This is a genomic window from Pseudoalteromonas pernae (genome assembly GCF_039831865.1).
GTDB classification, from domain to species: Bacteria; Pseudomonadota; Gammaproteobacteria; order Enterobacterales; family Alteromonadaceae; genus Pseudoalteromonas; species Pseudoalteromonas pernae.
Map to the genome: position 1 here is coordinate 55464 of NZ_JBDODM010000001.1, position 24395 is coordinate 79858.

Sequence of the window (24395 nt, forward strand, 5' to 3'; positions counted from 1 at the left end):
ACGTAGAATAAAAAAGCCTTCTTAAAGAAGGCTTTTTTATTTGTTTTATAATTCAACTCCGAATGAAAAAATCATTTTGTAGTCGTCTTGTTTTGGTACTGTGCCATCAGAATTTGCAATGGGCGCTTCTAAATAATCCCAAACTAGGGAGATATCAAAGTCGATATCCTTGGTTATATCGATTGATGCGCCAGCAAGAGCGTGCTGAGCATTGCCACCGGCTTCTTCTGGAGAGAAGGTAAAGCGATAGTCAAACATAAGGTCGATGTCTGAAGTTAGTTCGTAATCTAAGTTTGAGGCGATATAGAAAGATGCTGATGAGTTCGTGTCTTTTTCACCAACAGCTACAGTATCAAACTCTGTGCGTTGAAAGGCAGGACCCGCACCGATGTCCCATTCTAATTTATCGGTATCCACAACGTAGTAACCAAGACCCGCACCCAACGAGTATTTGTTAGCGATATTTTGAAATGGGTCGCGATAGTATTCAAAGAACACAGGACGGAAATATAGCTTGGTCGTATAGAACCAGTCGAACGTACCGTTAGCTCGAATGTTATTCTCAGTCACTTCCTCATCGTTTGAAGTGCGTGCGGCAAGTGCATTGATTAATAGTCGATTAGTTGCTGTGCGACGTTTAATGTCAACAGTTGCTGAATACTCTGTTTGCTCTGTGTTACCGCGGCTCAGGTTTGCCCCAAGGCCCACTTTGGCGTACCACGCTCCGCCTTTATCTTTTGCGCTAGGTGCGACAGAAACAATGTCACTTGGGTTAAAACTGGTCTTACTGTCAGCAATTGAAACAGTCTCAGGGCCAATAAGTAAATTGCCTTCTCTAACAGTGCCATCATTAAAACGAATGCTTAAAATCTTTTTTGAAATAAGCATTTGTACATCATCTCTATCTATAAACAAGGTATCGAGGATGTCACTTTCAAACTCGACATTTTTGTCATACATGGCTTTGAATTCACCTTTTAGCCACTCGCCTGAGGTGAGCCTTAACCAATCAAACTCATCGTTTGCTTTGATCAGTACTTCACGCTCTTGCTCATACAAAGCGGACGATGTTTGACTCATAGCTAAAGAGCTAAAGAACAGAGTTAAAAACAGGGTAATGTAAACAGCAGGCATACAGAGTTCCTTTGCACAAGTTGTTGGGTTTATTCGTCGTAAAACAGCAAACTAAATAAAATATAGCCGATGATTTAAACGTACATCTGTCCTTTTTGAGGTCTCGCTTTCATCATTTAAGGCTAAGTACCTGTTATTACGTCGATAGCGACCACTATTTTACACGTTAGCTGAAAAATTTGTACAGTGATTAGGGCCAATATCAGTACGCATTGCTGCTAAATAAGCGTTGATGAGTTCTATAGGCGTATTCGTCCGTCATACCGCTTAGGTAATCACACAATACCCGATAGGTACTTTGCCCCATCTTTTCAGCCTCGCGATAGGCAACGGCTGTAGTTTCAGGGAGTAGCCTAAGTGGGTCACTAGCAAACGCCTCAAACAACTCAATAATCAGTTTTTGACCATTGAACTCGATTTGTTGCATGTGTGGAGCACGAATAAGGCGGTGATAGATAAAGCGTTTAAGAACATCGAGCAGTTCTTGATATGGTTCAGGTAACACAACCTGATAGCGCAATATGTCGCAGTCGAACTGTGGATCTGTCGCTGTTAATTGGCTTTGAGTGATGAACAGATTAACTAATTCGCCGATAATATCTTTGCGGTCCGCCTCACTTTTGAAAAATAACCGATTAGCCATATCAGCGTGTTGCAGCCAAGGGCATTGCAACTGCTTGAGCATAGGTTCTGCATGTGATTGCCAATCATGAATGGTTATTTGCTCTGTGGCGATGGCATCTTCGAGGTCGTGGACCGCGTAGGCGATATCATCAGCAAGCTCCATAATGGAAGCATCTACCGATTTAAACAAAGTCTTCGAACGGAAACTATCGTAACTTTGATAGCTTTGAAATAATTGTCGGTCTTGGTGTCCAAGTGGACTGAGGATCCAATCTACAAGCTCTAGGTCATCATGATACAAACCTTTCGCAGGTCGCCATTCGTTGGCGCGAATATATCTTTGCTGCGCAGGAACAGAAGGTTTTGTATGCCACAATTCATCGAGCATCGCAGGATATTTAATAAAGCCAAGTAAAGTTCGGCGAGTGAGGTTCATACCGAAACCGTGGGTGTAGGGCTCCAACTTGGCGACGATACGTAGCGTTTGTGCATTGCCCTCAAAACCACCGTGTTCACGCATCATGTAATTGAGTGCGATTTCCCCACCGTGTCCAAACGGTGGATGACCGATATCGTGTGCTAGGCACAGCGTCTCGAGCAAAGATTCGTCGGGTAAACACGTGACATCGGGGTGTTGCCTCAAGAGGTGACGCAACAAACCACTGCCGATTTGCGAGACTTCGAGAGAATGGGTTAAGCGAGTGCGGTGAAAATCATTGAGGCCAATACCCATAATTTGAGTCTTGGCTTGTAAGCGCCGAAACGCAGCAGCATGGATGATCCTAGAGCGGTCGATTTGCCAAGACGAGCGGTTATCATTGGGTCGAAATTTGTCTTCCCCAGTGCGTCGTTGTTGCCAAATATCACTCATAAACTGCCCACCTTCCACTTTGTGCTTTTAACAGTGTAAACAATAAATAAATCATTGTCTTGTCGACAAGGATTGATTTAGGAACAAGACATTTCTCAAAGTGGCTTGTTCGCGATATAATACCGCGTTTAGTTGACTGCCAAGTGCTCTGGTGGAGGCATTATGATGAAAAAATTAGGACTGTTGTTTGTTGTCGTCCTAAGTGTAACCGCTTTGCTTTACCCTTTTATTTGGGGCCAAGTAGATGTGGCTCAAACATCTGAAAAAGTGAAGGTGGTACCGCTTAAAAAGAAGGTTGTAGAGAAGCCGTTACATAACGTGGATCTTCCTCAATTTGCAAAAATTAAAGACGTAAAAGAAAAGAAAAGTCGATTCTTTGACTTTATTCGTGGACCTGTGGAACGCGCTAATGCGCGCGTTCGAGAGCAAAGAGCGAGCTTGGAAATTGCGCTAATGATGGTGCAAAATCAACAGCCGTTGACACAAACGCAACAAGATAAAGTTGTCGATATCTTTGCGGATTATGGGCTGGAAGATGAAGAAATCAGTGAGTTGTCATTGATTCATGCTTTGCGTCGAGTTGATGTCATTCCCAAAGAGTTGGTAATGATGCAGGCCGCAAACGAATCTGCCTGGGGCACATCACGATTCGCGCGTATTGGTTTGAACTTTTTTGGTCAATGGTGCTTCAGCGAAGGCTGTGGTCTTGTGCCAAATAGACGAAATGACGGCGCAAAACACGAGGTTGCTGTGTACCAATCGGTGCAAGAAGCCGTCGATTCGTATTTCTACAATATAAACACTCATAACGCCTATCGTGAGTTGCGAGATATCCGCGCGTCGTTGCGCGAAGCGCAGCAGCCGTTAAGTGCAAAAGAACTGGCGTATGGCTTGATGTCTTATTCAGAGCGCGGGGAAGCGTATATTGAAGAATTACATGCAATGATGGATCACAATGAGGCTTATTTTGAAGAGTAAATTTTTAGCGCTGTTGGCATTGAGTGCCTCTTTCGGTGCCTTTGCCGAGCCAGTAGTAATGTCTTATGACGGTTTTTATGATCGCATGGAAGTGATCAACGAGGGTGATTATCAATACGCTCGTGTCGGCTTTTATTTAAAAACCTTCGAAAGCGCTAAGGAATGCGAACTGGCTGATGGAAAAATCATGACTGAAAAGCAAACCTATCCGCTGACATACAATGAACGTGGGCAGTTGTTTCTACCGTTTGATAAAGAATTAGACACCCACAAAGCGGTTGTGGTGGCTACGCCTAAATATGCCAGTGGTTGTCAGCTAAGTATGCAGATTGAAGCGAAAATGCCACAGCAGCCAATCACAGCTGCTCAGCTATATAAAGTGCATCAAGAATTTGAAGAGTTGCTGCCTGATCTTTCAGGTTTCTTTGTTGGCAAGTTGATGTCATTTTTATTGCCAGATCAACACGGTATTCAACTGCATTTTAACACTGCAGTACCGACAGATGTTCCTTCTGACTGGCAGTGTGTTGAGATGCGCTGCAAAGTTAAAATTGATGATACGTGGCAAGCAAATGAGCGTAAGTTAGTCGACGGCAACAAACTCGCCCGTATCACACCTTGGATAGCTAAATAAGGCTTCAAAAGGTTTAAGAAAAGGCGCCGATTGGCGCCTTTTTTAGTTCAATTCTATTGCTTGGATATTAACTACCTTGTTTGCGTCATCCTCGTCAATTGCAGGCGCGCTGAATTCAGGTTTATCCATGGCAATATCGCCGCCGTCAATTACTTCACCGGTTTGTAGGTCTGCAAAGTTAAACAATTGCGTGTCAGCAAGGTGTGAAGGCACCACGTTTTGCATCGCGGTAAAAATACTCTCGATGCGGCCAGGATGCTGCTTATGCCATTGTTGTAACATCGCTTTCACACTTTGGCGTTGCAGGTTTTCTTGTGAACCGCACAAGTTACATGGAATAATTGGGAATTCCTTTTGCATGGCGTACGCTTCAATATCCGCTTCTTTACAGTAAGCAAGTGGGCGAATAACCATGTGTTGACCGTCATCGCTCATCAACTTAGCTGGCATACCTTTTAATTTACCGCCATGGAACATGTTTAGAAACATGGTTTCAATCATGTCATCACGGTGATGACCTAATGCAATCTTTGTCGCACCCATTTCTTTTGCAGTGCGATACAAAATCCCGCGGCGAAGGCGTGAACACAGCGAACACGTTGTTTTGCCCTCAGGGATTTTATCTTTAACGATAGAGTAGGTATCTTCTTCGACGATTTTGTACTCGATACCCAATGAGTCCAAGTACTCAGGCAGAATATGCTCGGGGAACCCCGGCTGTTTTTGATCCAAGTTAACAGCAAATAGCTCAAAACTTACAGGTGCTGAACGTTGCAGGTTCTGCAATATGTCGAGCATGGTATAGCTGTCTTTGCCGCCTGATAAGCACACCATAATGCGATCGCCTTCTTCGATCATATTAAAATCGGCAATAGCTTGGCCTGTGTTACGGCGCAAACGCTTTTGCAGTTTATTGAAGTTGTATTGCGCTTTGGCTTGAACTGAATGCGACACCTGGGCACCTATGTTACGGCTAAATTAAAGGCGCGTATTATAGGCGTACATGCTAATAGCATCAAGAAAAAGGCAGCACAGGCTGCCTTTCGTTAGGGGAAATATTGAGATCTAGCTTAATTATCGAGAGGGCTCTTATAACCGTCGGGCTTCAGCGCCAGTACATCACAATCTAGTCGGTCAATAACATGCTCTGCGGTGTTACCCATCAATGCTGCACTCAGACCTGTGCGTCCTACTGTGCCTATGACCACCAACTCACTGTCGAGTTTTTTCGCAATTCGCGGCAACACATCTTCAGGAAGACCTTCCTCTACGTGGAGGTGGTCTTGATTAATACCAAATTGCTCACCCAGTTGATGTGTGGAGGTAATGTGATGATCTCGCACCGTTTCATTGTATTGCGTTGGATTAAACTCAGGTATCTCAATAGCAATATTAACAGGTGTAGCAGGGTAGGCATTGACTAAATGTAAGTCGCCGTGGGCCATTTTGGCGATAAACTTAGCATCTTTAATAATACGTTGGCTCAGAGCTTGATGTTGCTCATCGTCACTTGAGGCATTAACAGCCGCTATGATTGCACCGCCTTCTAACCATTTATGATCTTTGACCAATAACAATGGAGTCGGGCATTTGCGGATAAGGTGCCAGTCTGTGGGAGTAAAAATGACCGACTTCAAGGTATCATGCTGGTGTGTACCCTTGATTACGATATCGTACTTGTCGTTGAGCACTTCACGAATGATGGCTTCAAATGGGCGATTATGCCACACCACTTTGGTATCAAATTCAATGTTATCCGCACCCTTCGCCAGTGAGGCAAGCCATTTTTCTTTGTCTGACAGCACGGCTTTACGCATTGCTTCTCGCTCATCAGCACTGAGCATGGTCGTCATTTCATAAGAAAAGTCGTAAATGGATAGGAAAGCGGTGATTTTCGCCCCCGTCGCACTGGCAATTTCAATTGCCCGTGAAAGGCTTTGCTGCTCTTGTGCAGATGGGTCGATAACCGCGAGTATTCGTTTGATTTTATCCATGATGCGCCTCCATGTTACCTGTAGTGAGAGTATAGATTACACTTTTGAGTGTAACCTATATCTTTGATACTTAAAGGCGCATTTAATTAAAGTTTGAGTGAGATCAAGAGGTTGGCAAAGACATTGCAGCAGCTTGTGCGAGTTCTTCGTGGTTGTTAATAGTAATGAATTTACCATCTACGCTAATAAAGCCTGCTTTTTGGAAGCGGCTCAATAAACGACTAATGGTTTCAACGGTCAAACCTAGGTAATTACCAATCTCGCCCCGAGTCATGGTGAGACGGAATTCACGCGCAGAAAAACCGCGTTCGCTAAAGCGACGAGAGAGGGAGAACAAAAACGAAGCAAGGCGTTGCTCAGCTGTTTTTTTGTTCAATAACAGTAACATCTCTTGATCGTAATTGATTTCATTGCTCATCAAGCGCATGATTTGTTGACGCAGCTTAGGTAAACGCCCGGCAAGCTCATCAAGTGTTTCAAATGGAATTTCACACACCATTGAGGTTTCCATCGCCTGTGCGAAACTTTGGTGCTGTAGATTGTGAATGCCATCAAAGCCCACTAAATCACCCGCTAAATGAAAGCCCGTGATCTGCTCTTCGCCTTGTTCGGATAATGTAAATGACTTAAACGAACCGCTGCGCACAGCGAAAATCGATTTAAGTTTATTGCCCGACTCGAATAGGTAGTCGCCTTTGTGCAGAGGCTTTTTGCGCTCGATGATTTCATCAAGGCGGTCCATTTCATCGCCGTTTAAGCTATAAGGCAGGCATAACTGAGAGATAGAGCAGTTGGTGCAGCTGATAGTGCAATTTGATTTGCCTGCAAATTTACCAGAAAGTTTTGTTTTTACGTCCATCGTACATTCCAAGGTAAGCAATGAATGGGGTTAAATCTACGTGTTTAGGGACACAGTTGCAATAACTAAACTATACAGGCCATACCAAAGTAATAGATTGCCAAGCACCAGCCTGACCCATGGATAGTTCATTGTTCGTTTAACCGCGTTAACGCCCAGTCCCAGAGCGAGTAAAGCGGGCATTGTTCCCAATGCGAATAGTGCCATAAATAGCGCGCCTTGTGCAGCACTCTGACTTAGTATTGACCAAGTTAGGGCACTGTAAACGAGGCCACATGGTAACCAACCCCATAACGCACCATATAGAACTGCTTTGGGGTAAGAATTAACAGGCATTAAGTGCTTATTTAGTTTTACTAGGTGACGCCAGATTGCCCAATTTCCGAGCTTTTCTACTTTGGCTAAGGTGTTAAACACGCGCATGACATATAGCCCAACGAGAATCATAAACACCGCACTGACAATACTGAGACTCTGGCTGATGATAGTGCTTTGTTTAGCAAACACAGCACTGAGACCACCAACAAGCGCGCCAGCGATGACATAACTCGTCAGTCGTCCGATATTGTAGGAAAGGGCACCACCAATGGGAGATAATTCCTTACTGGCGAGCTGAAAACTACCGGCTATACCACCACACATAGCCACACAGTGACCGCTACCAGCGAGCCCCATCAACAAGGCTGCAACAAAATTAATCTCGTTCATTGCTCTTATCGTGTTCCTCTTTGTCATCTTCAAAGAGAATGCTGTGACCTTGCTTTTCTAAGTCAGAAAATTGCTCACTACGGACCGCCCAAAAAAAGATACCTATGGCGATGAGTACAAACAAAATAGCAATTGGGATCAGAACAAAGATGATACTCATATGCGCAACAACCTTAGTGAATTCGTGATAACGATAATCGAGCTGGCAGACATACCAATTACTGCCATCCAAGGTGCAACCCAACCCATTGCTGCCAATGGTAAAATTGCACCGTTATAGCATAAGGATAACGCTAAGTTCTGGCGAATGATACGACGAGTTTGTTTGGCAACATTGATCAATTGCGATACTGAACGTAAATCGCTGTTAAGCAAGACCACATCGGCAGTGTTTTTGGAGATATCTGCGCCACTATCCATTGCAATCGACAGGTGCGCGGCGTTAAATACTGGGCTGTCGTTGACGCCATCTCCAACCATTGCACACACTTCACCTTGGTCATGCCACTGTTGCATCAAGCGGAGTTTGTCTTGGGGAAGTAGCGCTGTGTGATATGCGTCAAGTGAAAGCTCTCCAGCGAGTTTTTCACCAGCCTGAGACGGATCGCCCGTTAACATGATGCGTTTTAGACCTTGAGAGCGCAACGATGTTTGTAGTTCTTGGGCATGGTCACGAACTTGGTCTTGCAGATAGAACGCACACACGGGTTTTTCATCGATAAATAAAACGGCTTGCGCATTAAGGTTTAAATCGTTGGCAAACCAAGTAGCCTTGCCAATGTGCACAGTATGATTTTGCCACGTACCAGTAACGCCAAACCCTGTGATTACCTCGACATTCTCAGGCAATGGATGAATTTGGGTGATATCCATGAATGCTTTGGCGATTGGATGCTCTGAATACCGCTCTAAGCTTGCAGCAAGGCTGGTCATTTGCTCGATATCAAAGTCATCATTGAGCAGCTCTTTGTGACTGATAGCGAAGCGACCGAGCGTCAAGGTTCCAGTTTTATCAAAACCAACGGTGGTGAGTTTGGTCGCTGTCTCGAGGACGTGCGCTTCTTTGATTAGGACACCCCGTTTAGTGAGATTTGCAACAGCGCAAGTTAGCGCCGTAGGGATCGCCAAACTCAGCGCGCAAGGACAGGTAGCCACAAGCACAGCAATGGTGATCCAAAATGCATGTTCAGGGTCGATTTGATACCAAGATAGGGCGGTAATAGATGCAAAAACTAATAAGCAGGCAACGAACCACTGTGCGACTTTGTCGGTGATTTGTGCGATGCGAGGGCGTTTACTCAGTGCGTTGTGCTGCAGACGGATAATTTGGTTTACCAGCGTGTTCTGGCCGACTTTGTTAACGCGAATGGTAAGCACGCCGTCGTGATTGACTGTGCCGGCATGAACTTGTGAGCCAACTACCTTGCCAACCGGGTGATGTTCACCCGTCATCATCGACTCATCAACGCTTGAGCGACCCTCAATCACCTCTCCATCTGCCGCGATTGTTTCTCCGGCTTTGATGCGCACCACATCATCTAGTTTTAATAGCTTGGCGCTGACTAGTTGCTCTTCCCCGGAGCTTACAACTCTTGCGGTTAAAGGCAGAAGTTGTTGTAAGTTAGCTGTGAATTCACTGGCTTTAAGACGAGCTCTGAACTCCAAGTATTTACCGAGTAACAGCAAAAAGGTAAACATACAAATAGATTCAAAATACACTTCGCCGGTGCCTGTTAAAGTGGCATAGCAACTGGCGAAGTAGGCGCCAAATATCGCTAGAGAAACAGGCACATCCATATTTAGCTGTTTAGCTTTTAAACCGGTGATGGCGTTACTTAAAAATGGTAATGCTGAATAGAATATAACGGGGGTTGCAAGGGTGAGACTGATCCATCTGAAATACTCTTCAAATCCCTCTTCCATCCCCGAGAACATGCCAAAATACATGGCAAAGGCAAACATCATGACCTGCATGGTCATCAAACCCGCCACACCTAAGCGACGGATGAAACTCTTTGCTTTAACTTGCTTTTGCGCAGCTTCGTTATCAGCTTGAAAGGGGTAGCTCTTGTAGCCAATTTCAGCCAAGCTTTGAATTAAAGCACTGAGTTTTACTCGTGCGTCATCCCAAACAATCATGGCGCGGTGAGTGGAAGTATTCACGTCAACTCGTTTGACGCCACTATGAGCTAGTAACTGTTTCTCTATAAGCCAAGCACAGGCTGCGCAGCTTATACCTTCTACGCTCAGCAGCACTTCTTTATCATCACCATGGTGAGAGATAAATTCTTGTTGAATGGTTTCGTTATCATAGCTCTTAATTAGTGCAAGTTGCTCTGGAACGAGTTGTTGCACTTTGCCAGCCGATTCAGTGCGATACTTGTAATAGTCGCTCATACCTTGAGCAATGATAGTCTCAGCGACGGCTTGGCAGCCAATACAGCAAACGGGTTGCGCGTTGTTATTAAATTCTACAACTTCATTGAAGCCAGTGGGGACTGGCTCCAAACAATGAAAGCACTGCTTATTGCTCATTTATTTGTACTCAGGGCTCACTTTTACAAGGCTAGAAAGCGGAAGCTGAATATTTTCTTTTAACTTCCATGCGTCATCAAAAGGAGTAATGAATACAGTGTACGCACCAACAGGCACGGGCTCATCAAGAAGGGTAGTAAATTGACCTCGTGCATTTTTGGTCAAGCGAAAAGCGATGTCTTTATCACTAATTGTACGGTGATATAAGCCAATGTTTAATGCAGCAACAGCTGATGCATCACCTTTTGTGAAAGTGAAGCTGATACGCTCGTCGGTAATTTCTAAATCGCCATGTAGATAAAGCGCCTTGGCTTTGTTGAACTTGGTCAGTTCAAGGTTGATAGCTTTACCTTTTTTGTAATAGTCGTCGACGACCATGTCTGGGCCATTGCCAACAGCTAAAGTGATTAAACCGACACAGGCAATGATTGTTGCCAAAGGGAAGAAAATAAGAAACCAGGGCCAAAACTGCTTATACCAGGGAGTTGCGTTCATAATACCAATTAAATTGCCGTAGTGTGGGCGACATTTTACGGCATTGAGGAACAAAAACCTAAAAAAAAGCCTCCAAATAGGAGGCTTTTTTGATTTCGATTAAAATCGAGCGATTACTTGTCTTGAGACAGGCTATAAACGTACGCAGTTAGGATGTGAACTTTGTCTTCACCTAAGATGTCTTTCCATGCAGGCATTACACCAGCACGGCCATTACGTAACGTTTCTTCAACCGCACGCGCTGAACCACTGCCATATAACCAGATGTTATCGGTCAGGTTAGGCGCACCGAATGGTAGGTTATGAGCCAGTGAACCTTTACCATCCATACCGTGACATGCTGCACACATCGCGAATTTAGCTTTACCTGCTTCAGCATCACGCTGGTTAACTGTACGACCTGACAGGCTTAGGACATAAGCTGTCATTTCTTCGATACCTTGGTCACCCAACGCAGCTTCCCAGCTTGGCATCGCTGCGATACGACCGTGAAGTAATGTTTCCTTGATTTTGTCTGGTGTACCACCGTACAACCAGTCTTTATCAGTTAGGTTAGGGAAGCCATCACCACCACGTGCATCTGAGCCGTGACATTGTGCACAGTTTTGAAGGAACAAACGTTGACCAATTTCAAGCGCTTGTTCGTCAGATGCTAGGTCTAGCACGTCACGTTTAGCGAATGATTCGAAGATTGGACCAAACTTTTCTTCTGCAGCGCGGTATTCACCATCCAACTGGATGCGGTAACCGTTAGCATGCATCTCTTCTACTGCTTTTTTAGACTCTTCCAAAGATGTTACACCTTGGTTAGAGCTTTTCCATTTCAAGAACCCTTCAAAGTTACCTAAACCAGGATACATGGCAAGGTAATATACAGCCCAAACAAATGTTGCTAGGAACATGTATGTCCACCACTTAGGTAGCGGGTTATTTACTTCTTCAATGCCATCAAATTCGTGGCCACAGCTCTCGCCTTCTTTAACACCAACGTAGTTCTTTAAGTTCCACATTAGTAGGCCGAAGATCAGAACTAGACAGGCCAAAGTTAAGACGATGACCCAAATACTCCAAAAGCTAGTCATTTCTCAGACTCCTTTTCCTCATTAGTGATCGTGTTTTGGTGTTTGTTTTCGTCTTCAAACACAGCATTTGCGGCGTCGTCGAAGCGCTTTTTGCTACGCTTGCTGAATGCCCACAACACAATCACGATAAAAAGTACCATTATTACCAGAGTCAAAATGCCTCTGAATGTGCCGTAATCCATAATAATTACTTCAAGTGTGTACCAAGTTGCTGCAAATACGCGATAAGCGCTTCCATTTCAGTCTTACCTTTAACCGACTCTTGGGCACCTTGGATTTGTTCGTCCGTATAAGGTACGCCGAAGTCGCGGAAGACTTCCATTTTCTTAGCAGTTAACTCGCCATCAAGTACGTTTTCATCCAACCAAGGAAAAGCTGGCATGTTTGACTCTGGAACCACAGCTCGTGGGTCCATTAAGTGGGCGTAATGCCAATCGTCAGAATAACGTTCGCCAACACGTGCTAGGTCAGGACCAGTACGCTTAGAACCCCACTGGAATGGGTGATCCCATACACTTTCACCTGCTACAGAGTAGTGACCGTAACGTTCAACTTCGTCACGGAAAGGACGAATCATTTGTGAGTGACAGTTGTAACAACCTTCACGCACGTAGATATCGCGACCTTCAAGCTCTAGTGCTGTAAGAGGGCGTAGGCCATCTACAGGCTCAGTCGTGTCTTTTTGGAACATCAACGGAGTGATTTCCACAAGTGCACCGAAGCTAATAGCGAACACTGTTAGAATGGCCATTAGGCCAACGTTCTTTTCTACAATTTCGTGTTTATTAGTAGAGTTATTATTGCTCATCATCCTACTCCTTACGCTACTTGTGCTTGTGCATCGTCAGCAATTGAGCCTTTTTTAGCTGCAATAGTGCGATAGGTGTTGTAAGCCATTACAAGCATACCCGCTACGATGAATACACCGCCTAGGAAACGCATGATGTAGAAAGGATGTGAAGCTTCTAGTGACTGTACGAAGCTGTACATTAACGTACCGTCTTCGTTTACTGCACGCCACATTAGACCTTGCATAACACCAGAGATCCACATAGCAACGATGTACAGTACAACACCCACAGTGTGTAGCCAGAAGTGTGTGTTAACTAGTTTAACGCTGTACATACGGCTGTGACCGAATAGAGCAGGGATTAAGTGGTATGTTGCACCGATAGAAATCATCGCAACCCAACCTAGCGCACCTGAGTGTACGTGACCAACAGTCCAGTCAGTGTAATGTGAAAGCGCGTTTACTGACTTGATAGCCATCATCGGGCCTTCGAACGTAGACATACCGTAGAACGATAATGATACAACTAGGAAACGAAGTACTGGGTCAGTACGTAGTTTGTGCCATGCGCCTGATAGCGTCATGATACCGTTGATCATACCACCCCAAGAAGGTACGAATAGGATCACTGACATAACCATACCCAGAGACTGAGTCCAATCAGGTAGAGCTGTGTAGTGTAGGTGGTGAGGACCAGCCCAAATATAAAGAGAAACAAGCGCCCAGAAGTGAACCACTGACAAACGGTATGAATAAACCGGACGACCTGCTTGCTTCGGTACGAAGTAGTACATCATACCAAGGAAACCAGCTGTAAGTAGGAAACCTACTGCGTTGTGGCCGTACCACCACTGAACCATCGCATCAACTGCACCCGCGTAGATAGAGTAAGACTTGGTCATCGACACAGGCACTGCCATGCTGTTCACAATGTGTAGTACAGCAACGGTAATGATGAAACCCGCGTAGAACCAGTTTGCTACGTAGATGTGTGACACTTTACGCTTAATTAATGTGCCAAAAAATACTACAGCGTAAGAAACCCACACGACGGCGATTAAGATATCGATTGGCCACTCAAGCTCTGCGTATTCTTTAGAGGTAGTGATACCCATAGGCAGAGTAATGGCGGCTAATACGATAACAAGTTGCCAGCCCCAGAAGGTAAATGCTGCAAGTTTATCGGAGAAAAGGCGCGTTTGGCAGGTGCGCTGTACAACGTAGTAAGACGTTGCAAATAAGGCACTAGTACCGAATGCGAAGATAACTGCGTTCGTGTGTAACGGACGTAGTCGAGAGTAAGTCAGCCATGGGGTATCGAAGTTCAATGCTGGCCAGGCTAGCTGGGCAGCAATCAAAACACCAACACTCATGCCAACGATGCCCCAAATCACTGTCATAATAGCGAATTGGCGAACAACTTTATAGTTGTACTCAGTTTGTGATGCTACTGTTTGGCTCATTGTCAGGTTTCCGCTGCATTATTATGCGATTAGAAATGAAATACCTATTCATACGAATAGGGCCTACTGATGGTGCAAAAGCCGGCTACCTAAAACTCTCATATGACTAAGCGTTTCAGAAAGCAAACTCCATACACTCTTATTATTTGCGGTCGAAATGATAAAATTTTTGACCTTAAAAAGATAGCGCAAATGGCTAAAATAATGACTTCAATCAAATTATCAGCCGAAGTTGGAGATTTTTTAACTAATGCCTAGCCAGCTATCCAGCCATCCGTTAAGATCGGCCTTCACTAAACGCTCAATAATCAATCATGTTTCAGTTCAAACATACTCGCTTAGCTGTTAAATCCATACCTTATTTAACCGTGGCGTTTTTACTATCTGCTTGTGACGACGCAGCCATGAGTATAGACGATAATATGGCCAATGCGTGTTGCACGTATCATACCCAAAGCGATGAAAATGCAGTGTTTGCGTTGAGTGAGCAAACAGTTCACCCAGAGACTCCCTTCGTTGTTTCACTGAGTATCCCCCAAGACGCCAAGGTGGTTAGCGCTAAAATGAGCGGCGTAACAATGTATATGGGCACAATTCCTGTTATGTTTGAACAGCGTACTGCGACTAAATGGGTCGCCCAAATCATGCTCGGTAGTTGTTCAGAGCCGACCATGGTTTGGCATCTAGACGTTGCAGTCGTTAACCGAGACATCACCTCCCACTATGTGTATCCGGTCTCTGTAACTCATCCTTAATATCCGTAATCAATCGCTTCTCACTTCATTAAGCATCGGTTAGAGCTGATGAGTGCCGCGGCTCCCTTCTTTAGATTGGCTTTAATACATTCGCTATCGCCACCTGGCGGAGGCGCATGTGCATTACTCAAAGCGAATATAAATTCATCAATCTGATTATTAATTAATCTCAACTTGGTCTTTCTTGGGTTTGTTGGGGATCTCTAAAAATCCATAACCTATTAATTTATCCTGTGTATTTTTAAATGCATCACTAACCACCTGTGTATAAGTTGTAAATTTTCGATTAAGTAAATTCGCTAACGCATGATTACGTTTGATTACAAATATCGACACTATGGTTTCATGTATCAATTTGTGTGACATTTTTTGTCCCCATAGTCCCTATTTGTAAGTGTTGTAGGGTGAAACATTTATTACATCTATTTACATAAAATGGCTTTATACCCAATGGAATAATGCGCTGCTTGAATAGTGTTCTGTCATTCAGTTTTCATTCAGTTAATTCCGCCTAAGTTGCTGGTCGTTATGCAGAAGCTTCATATAAAAATGAACTGCATACCTACCTAAATAGGGTAAAAATTCAACAAGTAGGGTTTATTATGAAAAAGACACAACTAGGGTTAGCTGTATTAGCAGCGTTGCCTATGTTCTCAAGTGTTCAAGCAATCGCAGCAGATTCTTCAGCTGAAGCGATTGAAAAAATTCAAGTAACTGGTTCACGCATCAAGCGTGCAGACATGGAAACTGCAAGCCCAGTAACTTTGATCGGTGCAGACGACATCAAAGCGATGGGCGCAACAAGTATCGACAGCGTACTACAAAAAATGACTGCTACTGGCGGTGCGATGACCAACCCTGGTATCAACAACGGTTCTGGCGGTAACGCGCGTATCGACCTACGTGGTCTTGGTGCTCAGCGTACGCTAGTTCTTGTTAACGGCCGTCGTATGATCAACTCAGGTACTGGTGCAGCAGCAACAGTTGACCTTAACACTATCCCTGTTTCTATGATCAAGCAGGTTGAAGTACTTAAAGACGGCGCATCAGCTGTATACGGTACTGACGCGGTTGCGGGTGTTGTTAACATCATCCTTAAAGACGACTTCGAAGGTCTAGACATGAACCTTAACACGGCTATGTCTGGCGAAGGTGATGCAGAAGAAAGTTCATTCGACATCACTCTTGGTAGCTCTTTTGACCGTGGTAACGTAGTTATCGGTCTTCAGTACACTGACCGTGGCGACGCGTCTCAAGCAGACCGTGATTTCTCTAAATGTCCTCTAGCTGAAGGCGCAAATGGCCTTTACTGTGCAGGTTCTGCATACTCTGCAGGCGGCCACATCTGGAATGCAAACACCGGTACAGTTTTAGTTGACGGTGAAGAGGCGACTAAAGGTCTTGCTGTTGATGGCGGTATCTCAGGTCTAGGTGGCGAATACCACCGTTTCACTAACGCTGACCGTTACAACTACGCAGAAACTAGTTACCTATTCACTCCTATGGAGCGTATCAACCTAACTGGTCTTGCGAACTTCGAAATCAACAACTCAACTAACCTATTCTCTGAATTCACGTACACTAAGCGTTGGTCAGAGCAGCAGATGGCTCCACAGCCAGTATGGTTTGATTTCACATACACTGACGGCATGGACTCTTCACTACTGAGCCAAACATACGACCGTGGTGTTGACGTAGATGGCGACGGTTACGTTGACCTAGATGCTGATGGCAACTTCGTTCAAACTGAAACTGTAAACTACGCTTACGGTGATTCAATCTCATACGGTCGTCGTATGACTGACACTGGTACTCGTAACTTCTCACAAACTGTTGATACAGTACGTGCAGTTATCGGTGTTGAAGGTTTCGTAGGCGACTACGCTTGGGACGTTTCTGCAAACTTCGGTCGTAACGACTCTGTAGACCGTCTTGAAAACCTACACAACATGGGTTCAATCCAAGATGCAATCACTGCTGGTACTTTTGATCCAGTAGCTCAGTCTTCTTGGCAGTACGACAACATGCAAGAATTCCTATACACTGAGCAAAACTCAGGTGGTAGCCAATTATTCATTCTTGCAGCTTCACTTTCTGGTGAAATGTTCGAAATGCCAGCTGGTTACGCAGGTTTCGCAGTAGGTGTTGAGCGTCGTCAAGAAAAAGCATGGTACATTCCTGATTCACTAACAGCTCAAGGTCTTGCTAACGACCCTAAAGTTGAGCCTACTTCAGGTGGCTTTGACGTAAACGAAGCGTATGTAGAATTCGCAATTCCTCTACTAGCTGACGCGCCATTTGCACAAAACGTAGACCTAAGCGCTGCAATCCGTGCATTTGACTACAGCACGTTCGGTTCAGACGAGACTTGGAAAGTAGGTCTTACTTGGAAAGCAAACGACGAACTAATGTTCCGTAGCGTAGTTTCAACTGCGTTCCGTGCACCAACTGTTGACGAGCTTTACTCAGGTAACTCACCATCTTTCGAGCAAGTTACTTTCCCTGGTGCACAAGACCAAGCAGAAGTAACTGTTGGTGGTAACCAACTTCTTACTCCAGAAGAAGCTGACACGTTCACAGCTGGTATCGTATACGAGCCAGAGTGGTTCGAAGGCTTCAGCATGACTGTTGACTACTACGACATCGAAATCGAGAATGCGATTGCTTCTGTAAACGAGCAGTACATTGTTGACCAGTGTCTTGCTACTTCAGCAAACTCAGGTTCAGTTCTATGTCAATCAGCTAACATCAGCATGGACACAACTGGTCGTATCAAGTTCAACAACCAGCTTCAGAACATCGGTGCTGAGCAAACTTCAGGCGTAGATATTAACCTAGCTTACACATTCGAAGCAGCTGGCCTTAACTGGAGAACTGGTCTTGATACTACTTACCTAGATGAGTACGTAGTAACTGTACTAGACGATACAACTGACTACGCAGGCCTTATCACTGCTGGTATCGGTGGTTACGCTGATATCAAGTCTAACTTCACGCTAAACGTTGCAGGCGAGAAGTGGGATGCACAGTACCAAGCGCGTTACATCGCGGGTATGGATAGCTACAACTGTGTTGGTAGCTCAAGCTGCCTAGCTCCTACAACGCCAAGCGTTGTTTACCATGACCTAAGTGGCTCTTACATCATCAATGACGCAGTGTCACTAACTGGTGGTGTGAACAACTTGTTTGACAAGCAGCCTCCTTACTACTCAGGTAACAATGACTCAAACACTGACCCGTACACATACGATGTACTAGGTCGTCGCTTCTTCGCAGGCGTGAACGTTAAGTTCTAATTTATGCTTTAGCAAAAGTGTTAAAAAGCCCATCAGTTTACTGATGGGCTTTTTTTTTATCGCTACGAATGAGTTATACTTTTATTATCAACAAAATAAAGGACATCATTTTTGCACGAAATTGCCACGCTCAGAATCGACGAAGGCTTAAGATTGGCATTGAGTCAGTCTCTCTTACCCAAATCTCACACGCGTACAGAATTGTACTTTTGCATACCCAACGAAATGGGAATAAACCCAAATACTCTATCTGAAGAGCACTTTTACTTTAATCATATTAAAAGTCGTTTGGCGTACAACGCCAGTGGAATTCATTTACCGCTAGTGCGCAGCCGTTATGTAAGTAAAGTACGCGGTGATGAACAGGAATACCGACAAAACCTCAATTTATACTGTTACCAAGTACGTTTAGCAATGGATGCGGATGTTGCCGAAGCGATGCAAATAAAAGAGGATGATGCATTTTATGTTCGCGCATCTGCATTAATGCAAGAAGCGCAGCGGTTATTGAAGCGATTACGACGTTATAAACCTAAGCAAGAAAAGCTTGAATCATTTTTTCAAAACGCAGACAACTTTCTAAGCTGGCACACGGAGCAGGCGGTGTTACGTTTGCTGGACAAAGCCCCGAAATCATCCAGTTTTTCATTAGAGCGTAATCAGTTACTTGAATTTTGTGAGAATGAAAACGAGTACCGCAAAGAAAAACGCTATAACTCAGCGTCAACGCTAGACGACCCGAATCGTTTGGCAAATAAAATGCATTTGTTACAGAGGCTTATAGAGTATGGTGTCGTGCTTAAGAAAGACACCAAAAACCTCAACAGTGTGTTGAAGCGCTTTGTTAAAGGTTTGGTTACTGCGATTATCATGGCATTTGTGATGCTTCTTGTCTTAAACGCCCGCACTAATTTTACGCAAGTCACCGTCGGCCTCGTGGCTTTGCTCGGTACTATTTATGGCTTACGAGAAATATTCAAAGAAGATATAACCCGTTTTATTTGGCGGCGAATAATACGTGGACGGGCAAAATGGCAACACGTGTATTCAAATGCCACTAACCGCACACGCGTTGCCAAAGAAAAAATATGGTTGGAATATATTCACCCCAAGCGTATTCCAAAAGATATTGCCGCTATATTTTCACAACGACGCCAGCAAAATCGACAAGCTGCTCAGTGGCTGCACTTAAAGTTTGACAATGATGTGCTGGTCAACGCTTTCTTACCCGGTTACGACGCTTTGAATCTAACGAATAGCATCAGTATGGCACCGATGGTTCGTTATCTGCGTAAGGGTGAGGGCAGGGTGTATGAGTACACAGGCAAGAAAATACGTAAACACAGTGTCGAGCGTCGGTATCAAATCAACGTGGTGTTGGTGAGTTATACCAGTGTCGGGAATAAAAGTGCGCAGCGCTATAAGATTACACTTAATCGTTCACAAATTGTGGCCTTGGAACCAATTGGTGAAGTGCAGCAGTTATAGCAAAATGACTGAGGGGAACTATTCACTGAGCGGTGGATAGATACGAAAGGGTAAGCACTAAGCTTACCCTTTTGCGTGGTTATAAACCTTTTTCAGAATAAAGTGTCACTTTATCTGAAACCAGCGTTACCTGAATATTTTTGCTGTCAGAGCCCCATACACAGTTAGTATGAAGAGTTTTTTCTTCACATGCTGAAGGACTACCTAATAACGCTTCTACTTCAGCACGGTCCATGCCTACTTCAAGTTGCTCATAGTTTTCTAAGGTAACTTTTGAGCAAGCAGTTAACGTAAGTGCTGCAGCAATACCAACAAAAAGTGACTTTTTCATATTTTATAATTCCGTTAGTGATTAAAACGTCTAATTTGCACCAGCATACCGATTTGCGGGTGATCGAAATAATGGATTTCACCTGATATTACACGGCGAAATTGAGAAAACTCTGAGCTGACCCCTGTGTCTGTGTCTCCAGAATGCCGAGTGATTAGGTTCGATGTAATGTACAAATAGTGATTTAAATGCACCTTTAAAAAACCATCTAGTTCCCACACAGGATTATACGTAGTTTGATTGTTTTCAAAAAAGGTATTTTGAGTATTAAATTCGTGTGCAACTATATCTTTACTGGTTTGTTCAGTTAAATTTGACTGTAGTGTGTCGTCCATCTGTGCGCTTAGCGCGACTGAATTACCGCCAAAAAGTCGGTAGCTTGGTGCATTTCGTTTCGACTCACCAGGGAAGCGCCAACCAGTATGAAGAATAACTGTCCTACCATTACGCGCAAGATCAGCACGTTTATCTGTAAATTGTAACTGACTCGGGCTGAGTAAATAGGGGGTATCAGTGTGTTCTTGCTCTGGCACGTTAACTTCTATTGGTAAGCGCGATTCCTTTGCTAAATCAGACACAGAGAAGTCACAGGTGTTTGAGTGAGGAATCGTATTGTCTGTAAAAATACCTAAAGACTCTCGTTGTGGCGCCGTGATTTCTCCACTTAAACAACGTTCTGTGTAAGTTGATAGGTAAGCGGGCGTGAGTAAATCTTTAGTAAAAGCATATTTGCTTAAGTCCGCCTCTTCATTACGTAATGTTTCTGTTGAGCCATCAGCAGGTTGATTGAACACGATCACTTCAATCTCAAACCATCGTCCATCGGCGTAACTGTTGCAACTCAATACTGCTGCCAACATTACTAGTATTGTTCTTATCATTAACTTCCTACCTTGGTTTCGAATTCTTTGATCATTGCGGTTACGAGTTTTAAGCGCTCTTTACCATTGGCTTCACTTATCATGAAGCGTAACCGATTAGCGCCTTCCATTCTATAGTGTTGTGGGTCTGCTTGGATTAACCCGATGATAAACATTGGGCTGACTTTAGTAGACTCACTGAATTCAAAGTAACCACCCTTGGGGTTGGCTTCGATTTTCGCAATACCGATAGCGCCCGCACGAATTTTCAATTGTTGTAGTGCAAAAAGGTGTTTAGTCGCGTCGGGTAAAAGCCCAAACCGGTCTATCAATTCAACTTGCAACTCATCTAAGGTTTCAAAATCATTGGCACTGGCGATACGCTTGTATAAACCCAATCGTAAATTAACGTCATTAATGTAGTCGTTGGGCAGCAGAGCGGGTATTTTTAGATCAACTTCTGTGTGTGATTTAAGAAGTTTATCCAGCGTGGGTTCTTGGCCATTTTTGAGCGCTTCAACGGCTTGTTCAAGCATGTCCATGTACATGCTAAAACCTATGGTTTGGATTTGTCCGCTTTGTTCATCGCCTAGTAGCTCACCTGCACCTCGAATTTCTAGGTCGTGTGTTGCAAGGGTAAAGCCTGCGCCTAAGTCTTCTAAAGATTCGATAGCTTCTAGGCGCTTTTGCGCGTCCTTCGACATCGCCTTTGGTCCGGGTGTCAACAAATACGCATAGGCTTGGTGGTGGCTTCGGCCAACTCGACCGCGTAACTGGTGAAGCTGTGCAAGTCCGAGTTTATCCGCTCTGTCCATGATAATGGTATTGGCACTGGGTATATCGATACCCGTTTCAATAATGGTAGTACACACCAATACATTGAAGCGCTGATGATAAAAATCACTCATCAAGCTTTCAAGCTCACGCTCGCGCATTTGCCCGTGCGCTACTGCAACTGTTGCTTCAGGGACGATAGTTCGAATATCTTCGGCGGTACGCTCAATGGTCTCAACATTGTTGTGTAAGAAGTAAACTTGTCCACCACGCTTAATTTCACGCAGCACAGCTTCACGTATCATGTCATCATCGCGTTGGCGAACGAAGGTTTTCACTGCGAGGCGCTTCGCTGGCGGCGTGGCGATGATGGACAAATCACGCATCCCGCTCATGGCCATATTTAACGTTCGTGGAATAGGCGTGGCGGTTAAGGTAAGGATATCTACATCAGCACGCAGCGATTTAATTTTCTCTTTTTGGCGTACGCCAAAGCGGTGCTCTTCATCAACAATAAGCAGTCCCAGGTCAGCAAATTCAATATTCTCTTGTAGTAGCTTGTGAGTACCGATGACGATATCCACTTGGCCTTCTTTAATTTGTGCCAGCGTGTGATTTTGCTCTTTGGTGGATTTGAATCGCGAGAGCACATCGACGGTCACAGGAAAATCTGCAAAGCGGTCTCGGAAATTCTCAAAATGCTGTTGAGCGAGCAGGGTAGTTGGTACTAAGACGGCAACCTGCTTGCCATCCGCCACGGCCACATAGGCTGCGCGCATAGCGACTTCGGTTTTACCAAAGCCAACGTCACCACACACTAAGCGGTCCATGGCGTTTTTGCTTTGCATGTCATAAAGCACAGCATTAATCGCGTTTTGTTGGTCTTCTGTTTCTTCAAATACGAAATGGTCGCTAAACTGGCGGTAACCGGCATCATCAAGTGCAAATTTATAGCCAGGTTTCGCTTGGCGTTTGGCGTAGATATCGAGTAGTTCGGCGGCTACATCCCTAACTTTTTCAGCGGCGCGTTTTTTCGCCTTTTCCCATGCGTCAGAGCCCAGTTTGTGTAGTGGCGCGCTTGCTTCTTCCCCACCTGAGTATCGGCTAAGCATGTGCAGTGCTGCTACAGGGACATAAAGTTTCGCGTCGTTAGCATACATAATGGTAACGAACTCAGTGGCTACACCAGCAGCATCAAGGGTTTCTAAGCCGATATAACGACCTACGCCATGATCTAAGTGAACAATGGGTTGGCCTTCTTTGAGCTCAGCTAAATTGCGGATCAGTGCATCGCCGCTGGCTTGGTGCTTGTGCTTCCTACGTCGTCGTTGGGACACACGAATACCGAGTAACTCTTGTTCGGTGATTAAGCTCACGCGGCCTTTAGCGGTTAACACCACGCTTTGCTCAAATGGCGCAACGATTAAAGCAACGTCGGCTGAGCCGCACAGCGCCTTCTCGAGATTATCAAACTGAGTAATCTTTAGGCCACTTGGTTTGAGCAAGGTTAATAGTGCTTCACGGCGGCCATCAGATTCAACGCTCAGGACAATGCGTGCCTTTTGTTGTTTTTGCTCCAATGCGTAAGCTAAAAATGCGTCGAACGGAGGTTGCTTTGCATGGTCAATACGCACTTCAGGCAGTAATTCACAGGCTAAGTTATAGTGGCCGGCCTTAGTAGGCAGCGTCGCTTGAGACAACTCGATACGAGGGTAGTGTTTGAAGTGACTGTTTAGTTCTTCGATTGGTAAGTACAATCGATTCGGTTCCAACAGTGGTCGCAATGGATCAACACGGCGGTTTTCATAACGTGCATGTACATCATCTAAAAATCGTTGGGCGCTGTGTTGTAAGTCACCAATATTCATGAACACTGCATCAGATGGCAGATAATCAAACAAGGTGTCGAGGGTGTCGAAAAACAGCGGTAGATAATACTCAATACCTGGTGGTAAAGAGCCTTTACTTACCTGCATGTAGATTGAGTCTTGCTCGCTGGATGCACCAAAGGCTTCGCGATATTGGATACGGAATCGTTCAATGTCCGCGTCTGTGGTACCAAACTCATGGGCCGGTAACAGGTTAATTTGTTCTATTTTATCAGTGGAGCGTTGGCTATCGACATCAAAATGACTCATGGTATCGATTTCATCATCAAACAAGTCGAATCTGACCGGCGCATTTTGCCCCATCGCAAATAAATCAACGACAGAGCCACGAACAGCATACTCACCGTGCGCCATTACTTGTTGGGTGTGAATGTAGCCCGCGTCATCAAGTTGCTTTCGAAGTTTATCGATGTTGAGCGTGTCGCCAACATTATAGACAATGGCATTGCCGTAGATAAATTGCTTAGGCGCTGCACGCAGCATGAGCGTAGCCACTGGAACAATGAGTACGCCGTGCTGTGATTCTTTTAGACGACTAAGCGTACTTAAACGGGTGGAGACAATATCTTGGTGCGGGGAGAAGTGATCGTAAGGGAGTGTTTCCCAGTCGGGAAACACCATCACGTCTTTACGCGGCAGTAGCGCATGAAGTTCATGTTCAAGCTTGAGTGCGCTTGGGGTATCAGGTGTCACCAATACAACAAGTTGTTGGTGTTGGTTGATTGCTTCACCTACCGCGAGTGTCATCGCACTCCCGCTAAGTTGGCCCCATTTAATTTTATCTTGTTGCGTCTTTACCCAAGGCAATTCAAGGAACTGCGCTAACTGCATGGAA

At 44.7% G+C, this 24395-nt stretch carries 21 protein-coding genes; 5 read left to right on the forward strand and 16 right to left on the reverse strand.

Going from position 1 to position 24395, the window contains the following annotated elements; all coding sequences use genetic code 11:
- Nucleotides 1-45: 45 nt before the first annotated feature.
- Nucleotides 46-1134, reverse strand: coding sequence for a DUF481 domain-containing protein (locus tag V1358_RS00260; protein WP_347392213.1), 1089 nt, complete (start codon nt 1132-1134; stop codon nt 46-48).
- 202 nt (nt 1135-1336) lie between these two features.
- Nucleotides 1337-2629 (reverse strand): anti-phage deoxyguanosine triphosphatase, encoded by a 1293-nt coding sequence (locus tag V1358_RS00265; protein WP_347391866.1) that lies wholly within the window; start codon nt 2627-2629, stop codon nt 1337-1339.
- Between the two features lie 162 nt (nt 2630-2791).
- Between V1358_RS00265 and V1358_RS00270 the strand changes: the two genes are divergently transcribed.
- Together V1358_RS00270 and V1358_RS00275 are read left to right on the forward strand one after the other, a co-directional pair.
- Nucleotides 2792-3607, forward strand: a complete 816-nt coding sequence (locus V1358_RS00270; RefSeq protein ID WP_347392214.1) for a glucosaminidase domain-containing protein — start codon at nt 2792-2794, stop codon at nt 3605-3607.
- Nucleotides 3597-4241 carry a DUF2987 domain-containing protein gene (locus tag V1358_RS00275; protein ID WP_347392215.1) on the forward strand — a complete coding sequence of 215 codons (645 nt, stop codon included), beginning with the start codon at nt 3597-3599 and terminating at the stop codon, nt 4239-4241. The genes V1358_RS00270 and V1358_RS00275 overlap by 11 nt, the downstream gene beginning before the upstream one ends.
- Before the next feature lie 42 nt (nt 4242-4283).
- Here the strand turns inward: V1358_RS00275 and ttcA are convergent, their stop codons facing one another.
- The 11 genes from ttcA to ccoN form a co-directional block, all read right to left on the reverse strand.
- A complete protein-coding gene (gene ttcA / locus V1358_RS00280) occupies nt 4284-5195 on the reverse strand; it encodes a tRNA 2-thiocytidine(32) synthetase TtcA (protein ID WP_347392216.1) in 912 nt (303 codons plus the stop codon).
- Nucleotides 5196-5311: 116 nt separating this feature from the next.
- Complete coding sequence (gene uspE, locus V1358_RS00285) at nt 5312-6235, reverse strand: universal stress protein UspE (RefSeq protein ID WP_347392217.1); 924 nt, start codon at nt 6233-6235, stop codon at nt 5312-5314.
- 103 nt (nt 6236-6338) lie between these two features.
- Entirely contained in the window at nt 6339-7094 is a 756-nt protein-coding gene (locus tag V1358_RS00290; RefSeq protein WP_347391871.1) for an FNR family transcription factor, read from the reverse strand.
- Nucleotides 7095-7130: 36 nt separating this feature from the next.
- On the reverse strand, nt 7131-7802 hold the full coding sequence (locus tag V1358_RS00295) for a sulfite exporter TauE/SafE family protein (RefSeq protein ID WP_347391872.1): 672 nt from the start codon (nt 7800-7802) through the stop codon (nt 7131-7133).
- Nucleotides 7789-7962 carry a cbb3-type cytochrome oxidase assembly protein CcoS gene (ccoS, locus tag V1358_RS00300; protein WP_347391873.1) on the reverse strand — a complete coding sequence of 58 codons (174 nt, stop codon included), beginning with the start codon at nt 7960-7962 and terminating at the stop codon, nt 7789-7791. The genes V1358_RS00295 and ccoS overlap by 14 nt, the downstream gene beginning before the upstream one ends.
- A complete protein-coding gene (locus V1358_RS00305; RefSeq protein ID WP_347392218.1) occupies nt 7959-10337 on the reverse strand; it encodes a heavy metal translocating P-type ATPase in 2379 nt (792 codons plus the stop codon). The genes ccoS and V1358_RS00305 overlap by 4 nt, the downstream gene beginning before the upstream one ends.
- The gene (locus tag V1358_RS00310) at nt 10338-10832 is read right to left on the reverse strand and encodes a FixH family protein (protein WP_347391875.1); all 495 of its coding nucleotides are present in this window, start codon (nt 10830-10832) and stop codon (nt 10338-10340) included.
- Nucleotides 10833-10945: 113 nt separating this feature from the next.
- Nucleotides 10946-11914 carry a cytochrome-c oxidase, cbb3-type subunit III gene (gene ccoP / locus V1358_RS00315; RefSeq protein WP_347391876.1) on the reverse strand — a complete coding sequence of 323 codons (969 nt, stop codon included), beginning with the start codon at nt 11912-11914 and terminating at the stop codon, nt 10946-10948.
- Nucleotides 11911-12096 (reverse strand): cbb3-type cytochrome oxidase subunit 3, encoded by a 186-nt coding sequence (locus tag V1358_RS00320; RefSeq protein ID WP_347391877.1) that lies wholly within the window; start codon nt 12094-12096, stop codon nt 11911-11913. The genes ccoP and V1358_RS00320 overlap by 4 nt, the downstream gene beginning before the upstream one ends.
- 5 nt (nt 12097-12101) lie before the next feature.
- Nucleotides 12102-12722, reverse strand: coding sequence for a cytochrome-c oxidase, cbb3-type subunit II (ccoO, locus tag V1358_RS00325; protein WP_347392682.1), 621 nt, complete (start codon nt 12720-12722; stop codon nt 12102-12104).
- Between the two features lie 11 nt (nt 12723-12733).
- A complete protein-coding gene (ccoN, locus tag V1358_RS00330) occupies nt 12734-14167 on the reverse strand; it encodes a cytochrome-c oxidase, cbb3-type subunit I (protein ID WP_347391879.1) in 1434 nt (477 codons plus the stop codon).
- Nucleotides 14168-14571: 404 nt separating this feature from the next.
- Here ccoN and V1358_RS00335 point away from each other — a divergent pair, with 404 nt between their 5' ends.
- From V1358_RS00335 to V1358_RS00345, 3 genes are all read left to right on the forward strand, one after another.
- Nucleotides 14572-14922 (forward strand): hypothetical protein, encoded by a 351-nt coding sequence (locus V1358_RS00335; RefSeq protein WP_347392219.1) that lies wholly within the window; start codon nt 14572-14574, stop codon nt 14920-14922.
- A gap of 602 nt (nt 14923-15524) precedes the next feature.
- On the forward strand, nt 15525-18218 hold the full coding sequence (locus V1358_RS00340) for a TonB-dependent receptor (RefSeq protein WP_347391881.1): 2694 nt from the start codon (nt 15525-15527) through the stop codon (nt 18216-18218).
- Nucleotides 18219-18329: 111 nt separating this feature from the next.
- The gene (locus V1358_RS00345; RefSeq protein WP_347392220.1) at nt 18330-19706 is read left to right on the forward strand and encodes a hypothetical protein; all 1377 of its coding nucleotides are present in this window, start codon (nt 18330-18332) and stop codon (nt 19704-19706) included.
- A 79-nt stretch (nt 19707-19785) separates the two neighbouring features.
- Here the strand turns inward: V1358_RS00345 and bamE are convergent, their stop codons facing one another.
- From bamE to mfd, 3 genes are read right to left on the reverse strand one after another with little or no spacing between them, the layout of a single operon-like run.
- Nucleotides 19786-20037, reverse strand: a complete 252-nt coding sequence (gene bamE, locus V1358_RS00350) for an outer membrane protein assembly factor BamE domain-containing protein (RefSeq protein ID WP_347391883.1) — start codon at nt 20035-20037, stop codon at nt 19786-19788.
- A 14-nt stretch (nt 20038-20051) separates the two neighbouring features.
- Nucleotides 20052-20918, reverse strand: a complete 867-nt coding sequence (locus tag V1358_RS00355) for a CsiV family protein (protein WP_347392221.1) — start codon at nt 20916-20918, stop codon at nt 20052-20054.
- Nucleotides 20918-24391, reverse strand: coding sequence for a transcription-repair coupling factor (gene mfd, locus V1358_RS00360; protein WP_347392222.1), 3474 nt, complete (start codon nt 24389-24391; stop codon nt 20918-20920). Before mfd ends, V1358_RS00355 begins: the two co-directional genes overlap by 1 nt.
- Between the last annotated feature and the right edge of the window lie 4 nt (nt 24392-24395).

Excerpts from the sequence above, each read along its gene's own strand:
- V1358_RS00260 (WP_347392213.1), bottom strand. The coding sequence starts at position 1,134 with ATGCCTGCTGTTTACATTACCCTGTTTTTAACTCTGTTCTTTAGCTCT.
- V1358_RS00265 (WP_347391866.1), bottom strand. The coding sequence starts at position 2,629 with ATGAGTGATATTTGGCAACAACGACGCACTGGGGAAGACAAATTTCGA.
- V1358_RS00270 (WP_347392214.1), top strand. The coding sequence starts at position 2,792 with ATGATGAAAAAATTAGGACTGTTGTTTGTTGTCGTCCTAAGTGTAACC.
- uspE (WP_347392217.1), bottom strand. The coding sequence starts at position 6,235 with ATGGATAAAATCAAACGAATACTCGCGGTTATCGACCCATCTGCACAA.
- V1358_RS00290 (WP_347391871.1), bottom strand. The coding sequence starts at position 7,094 with ATGGACGTAAAAACAAAACTTTCTGGTAAATTTGCAGGCAAATCAAAT.
- V1358_RS00295 (WP_347391872.1), bottom strand. The coding sequence starts at position 7,802 with ATGAACGAGATTAATTTTGTTGCAGCCTTGTTGATGGGGCTCGCTGGT.
- ccoS (WP_347391873.1), bottom strand. The coding sequence starts at position 7,962 with ATGAGTATCATCTTTGTTCTGATCCCAATTGCTATTTTGTTTGTACTC.
- V1358_RS00305 (WP_347392218.1), bottom strand. The coding sequence starts at position 10,337 with ATGAGCAATAAGCAGTGCTTTCATTGTTTGGAGCCAGTCCCCACTGGC.
- V1358_RS00310 (WP_347391875.1), bottom strand. The coding sequence starts at position 10,832 with ATGAACGCAACTCCCTGGTATAAGCAGTTTTGGCCCTGGTTTCTTATT.
- ccoP (WP_347391876.1), bottom strand. The coding sequence starts at position 11,914 with ATGACTAGCTTTTGGAGTATTTGGGTCATCGTCTTAACTTTGGCCTGT.
- V1358_RS00320 (WP_347391877.1), bottom strand. The coding sequence starts at position 12,096 with ATGGATTACGGCACATTCAGAGGCATTTTGACTCTGGTAATAATGGTA.
- ccoO (WP_347392682.1), bottom strand. The coding sequence starts at position 12,722 with ATGAGCAATAATAACTCTACTAATAAACACGAAATTGTAGAAAAGAAC.
- ccoN (WP_347391879.1), bottom strand. The coding sequence starts at position 14,167 with ATGAGCCAAACAGTAGCATCACAAACTGAGTACAACTATAAAGTTGTT.
- V1358_RS00335 (WP_347392219.1), top strand. The coding sequence starts at position 14,572 with ATGAGTATAGACGATAATATGGCCAATGCGTGTTGCACGTATCATACC.
- V1358_RS00340 (WP_347391881.1), top strand. The coding sequence starts at position 15,525 with ATGAAAAAGACACAACTAGGGTTAGCTGTATTAGCAGCGTTGCCTATG.
- bamE (WP_347391883.1), bottom strand. The coding sequence starts at position 20,037 with ATGAAAAAGTCACTTTTTGTTGGTATTGCTGCAGCACTTACGTTAACT.
- V1358_RS00355 (WP_347392221.1), bottom strand. The coding sequence starts at position 20,918 with ATGATAAGAACAATACTAGTAATGTTGGCAGCAGTATTGAGTTGCAAC.
- mfd (WP_347392222.1), bottom strand. The coding sequence starts at position 24,391 with ATGCAGTTAGCGCAGTTCCTTGAATTGCCTTGGGTAAAGACGCAACAA.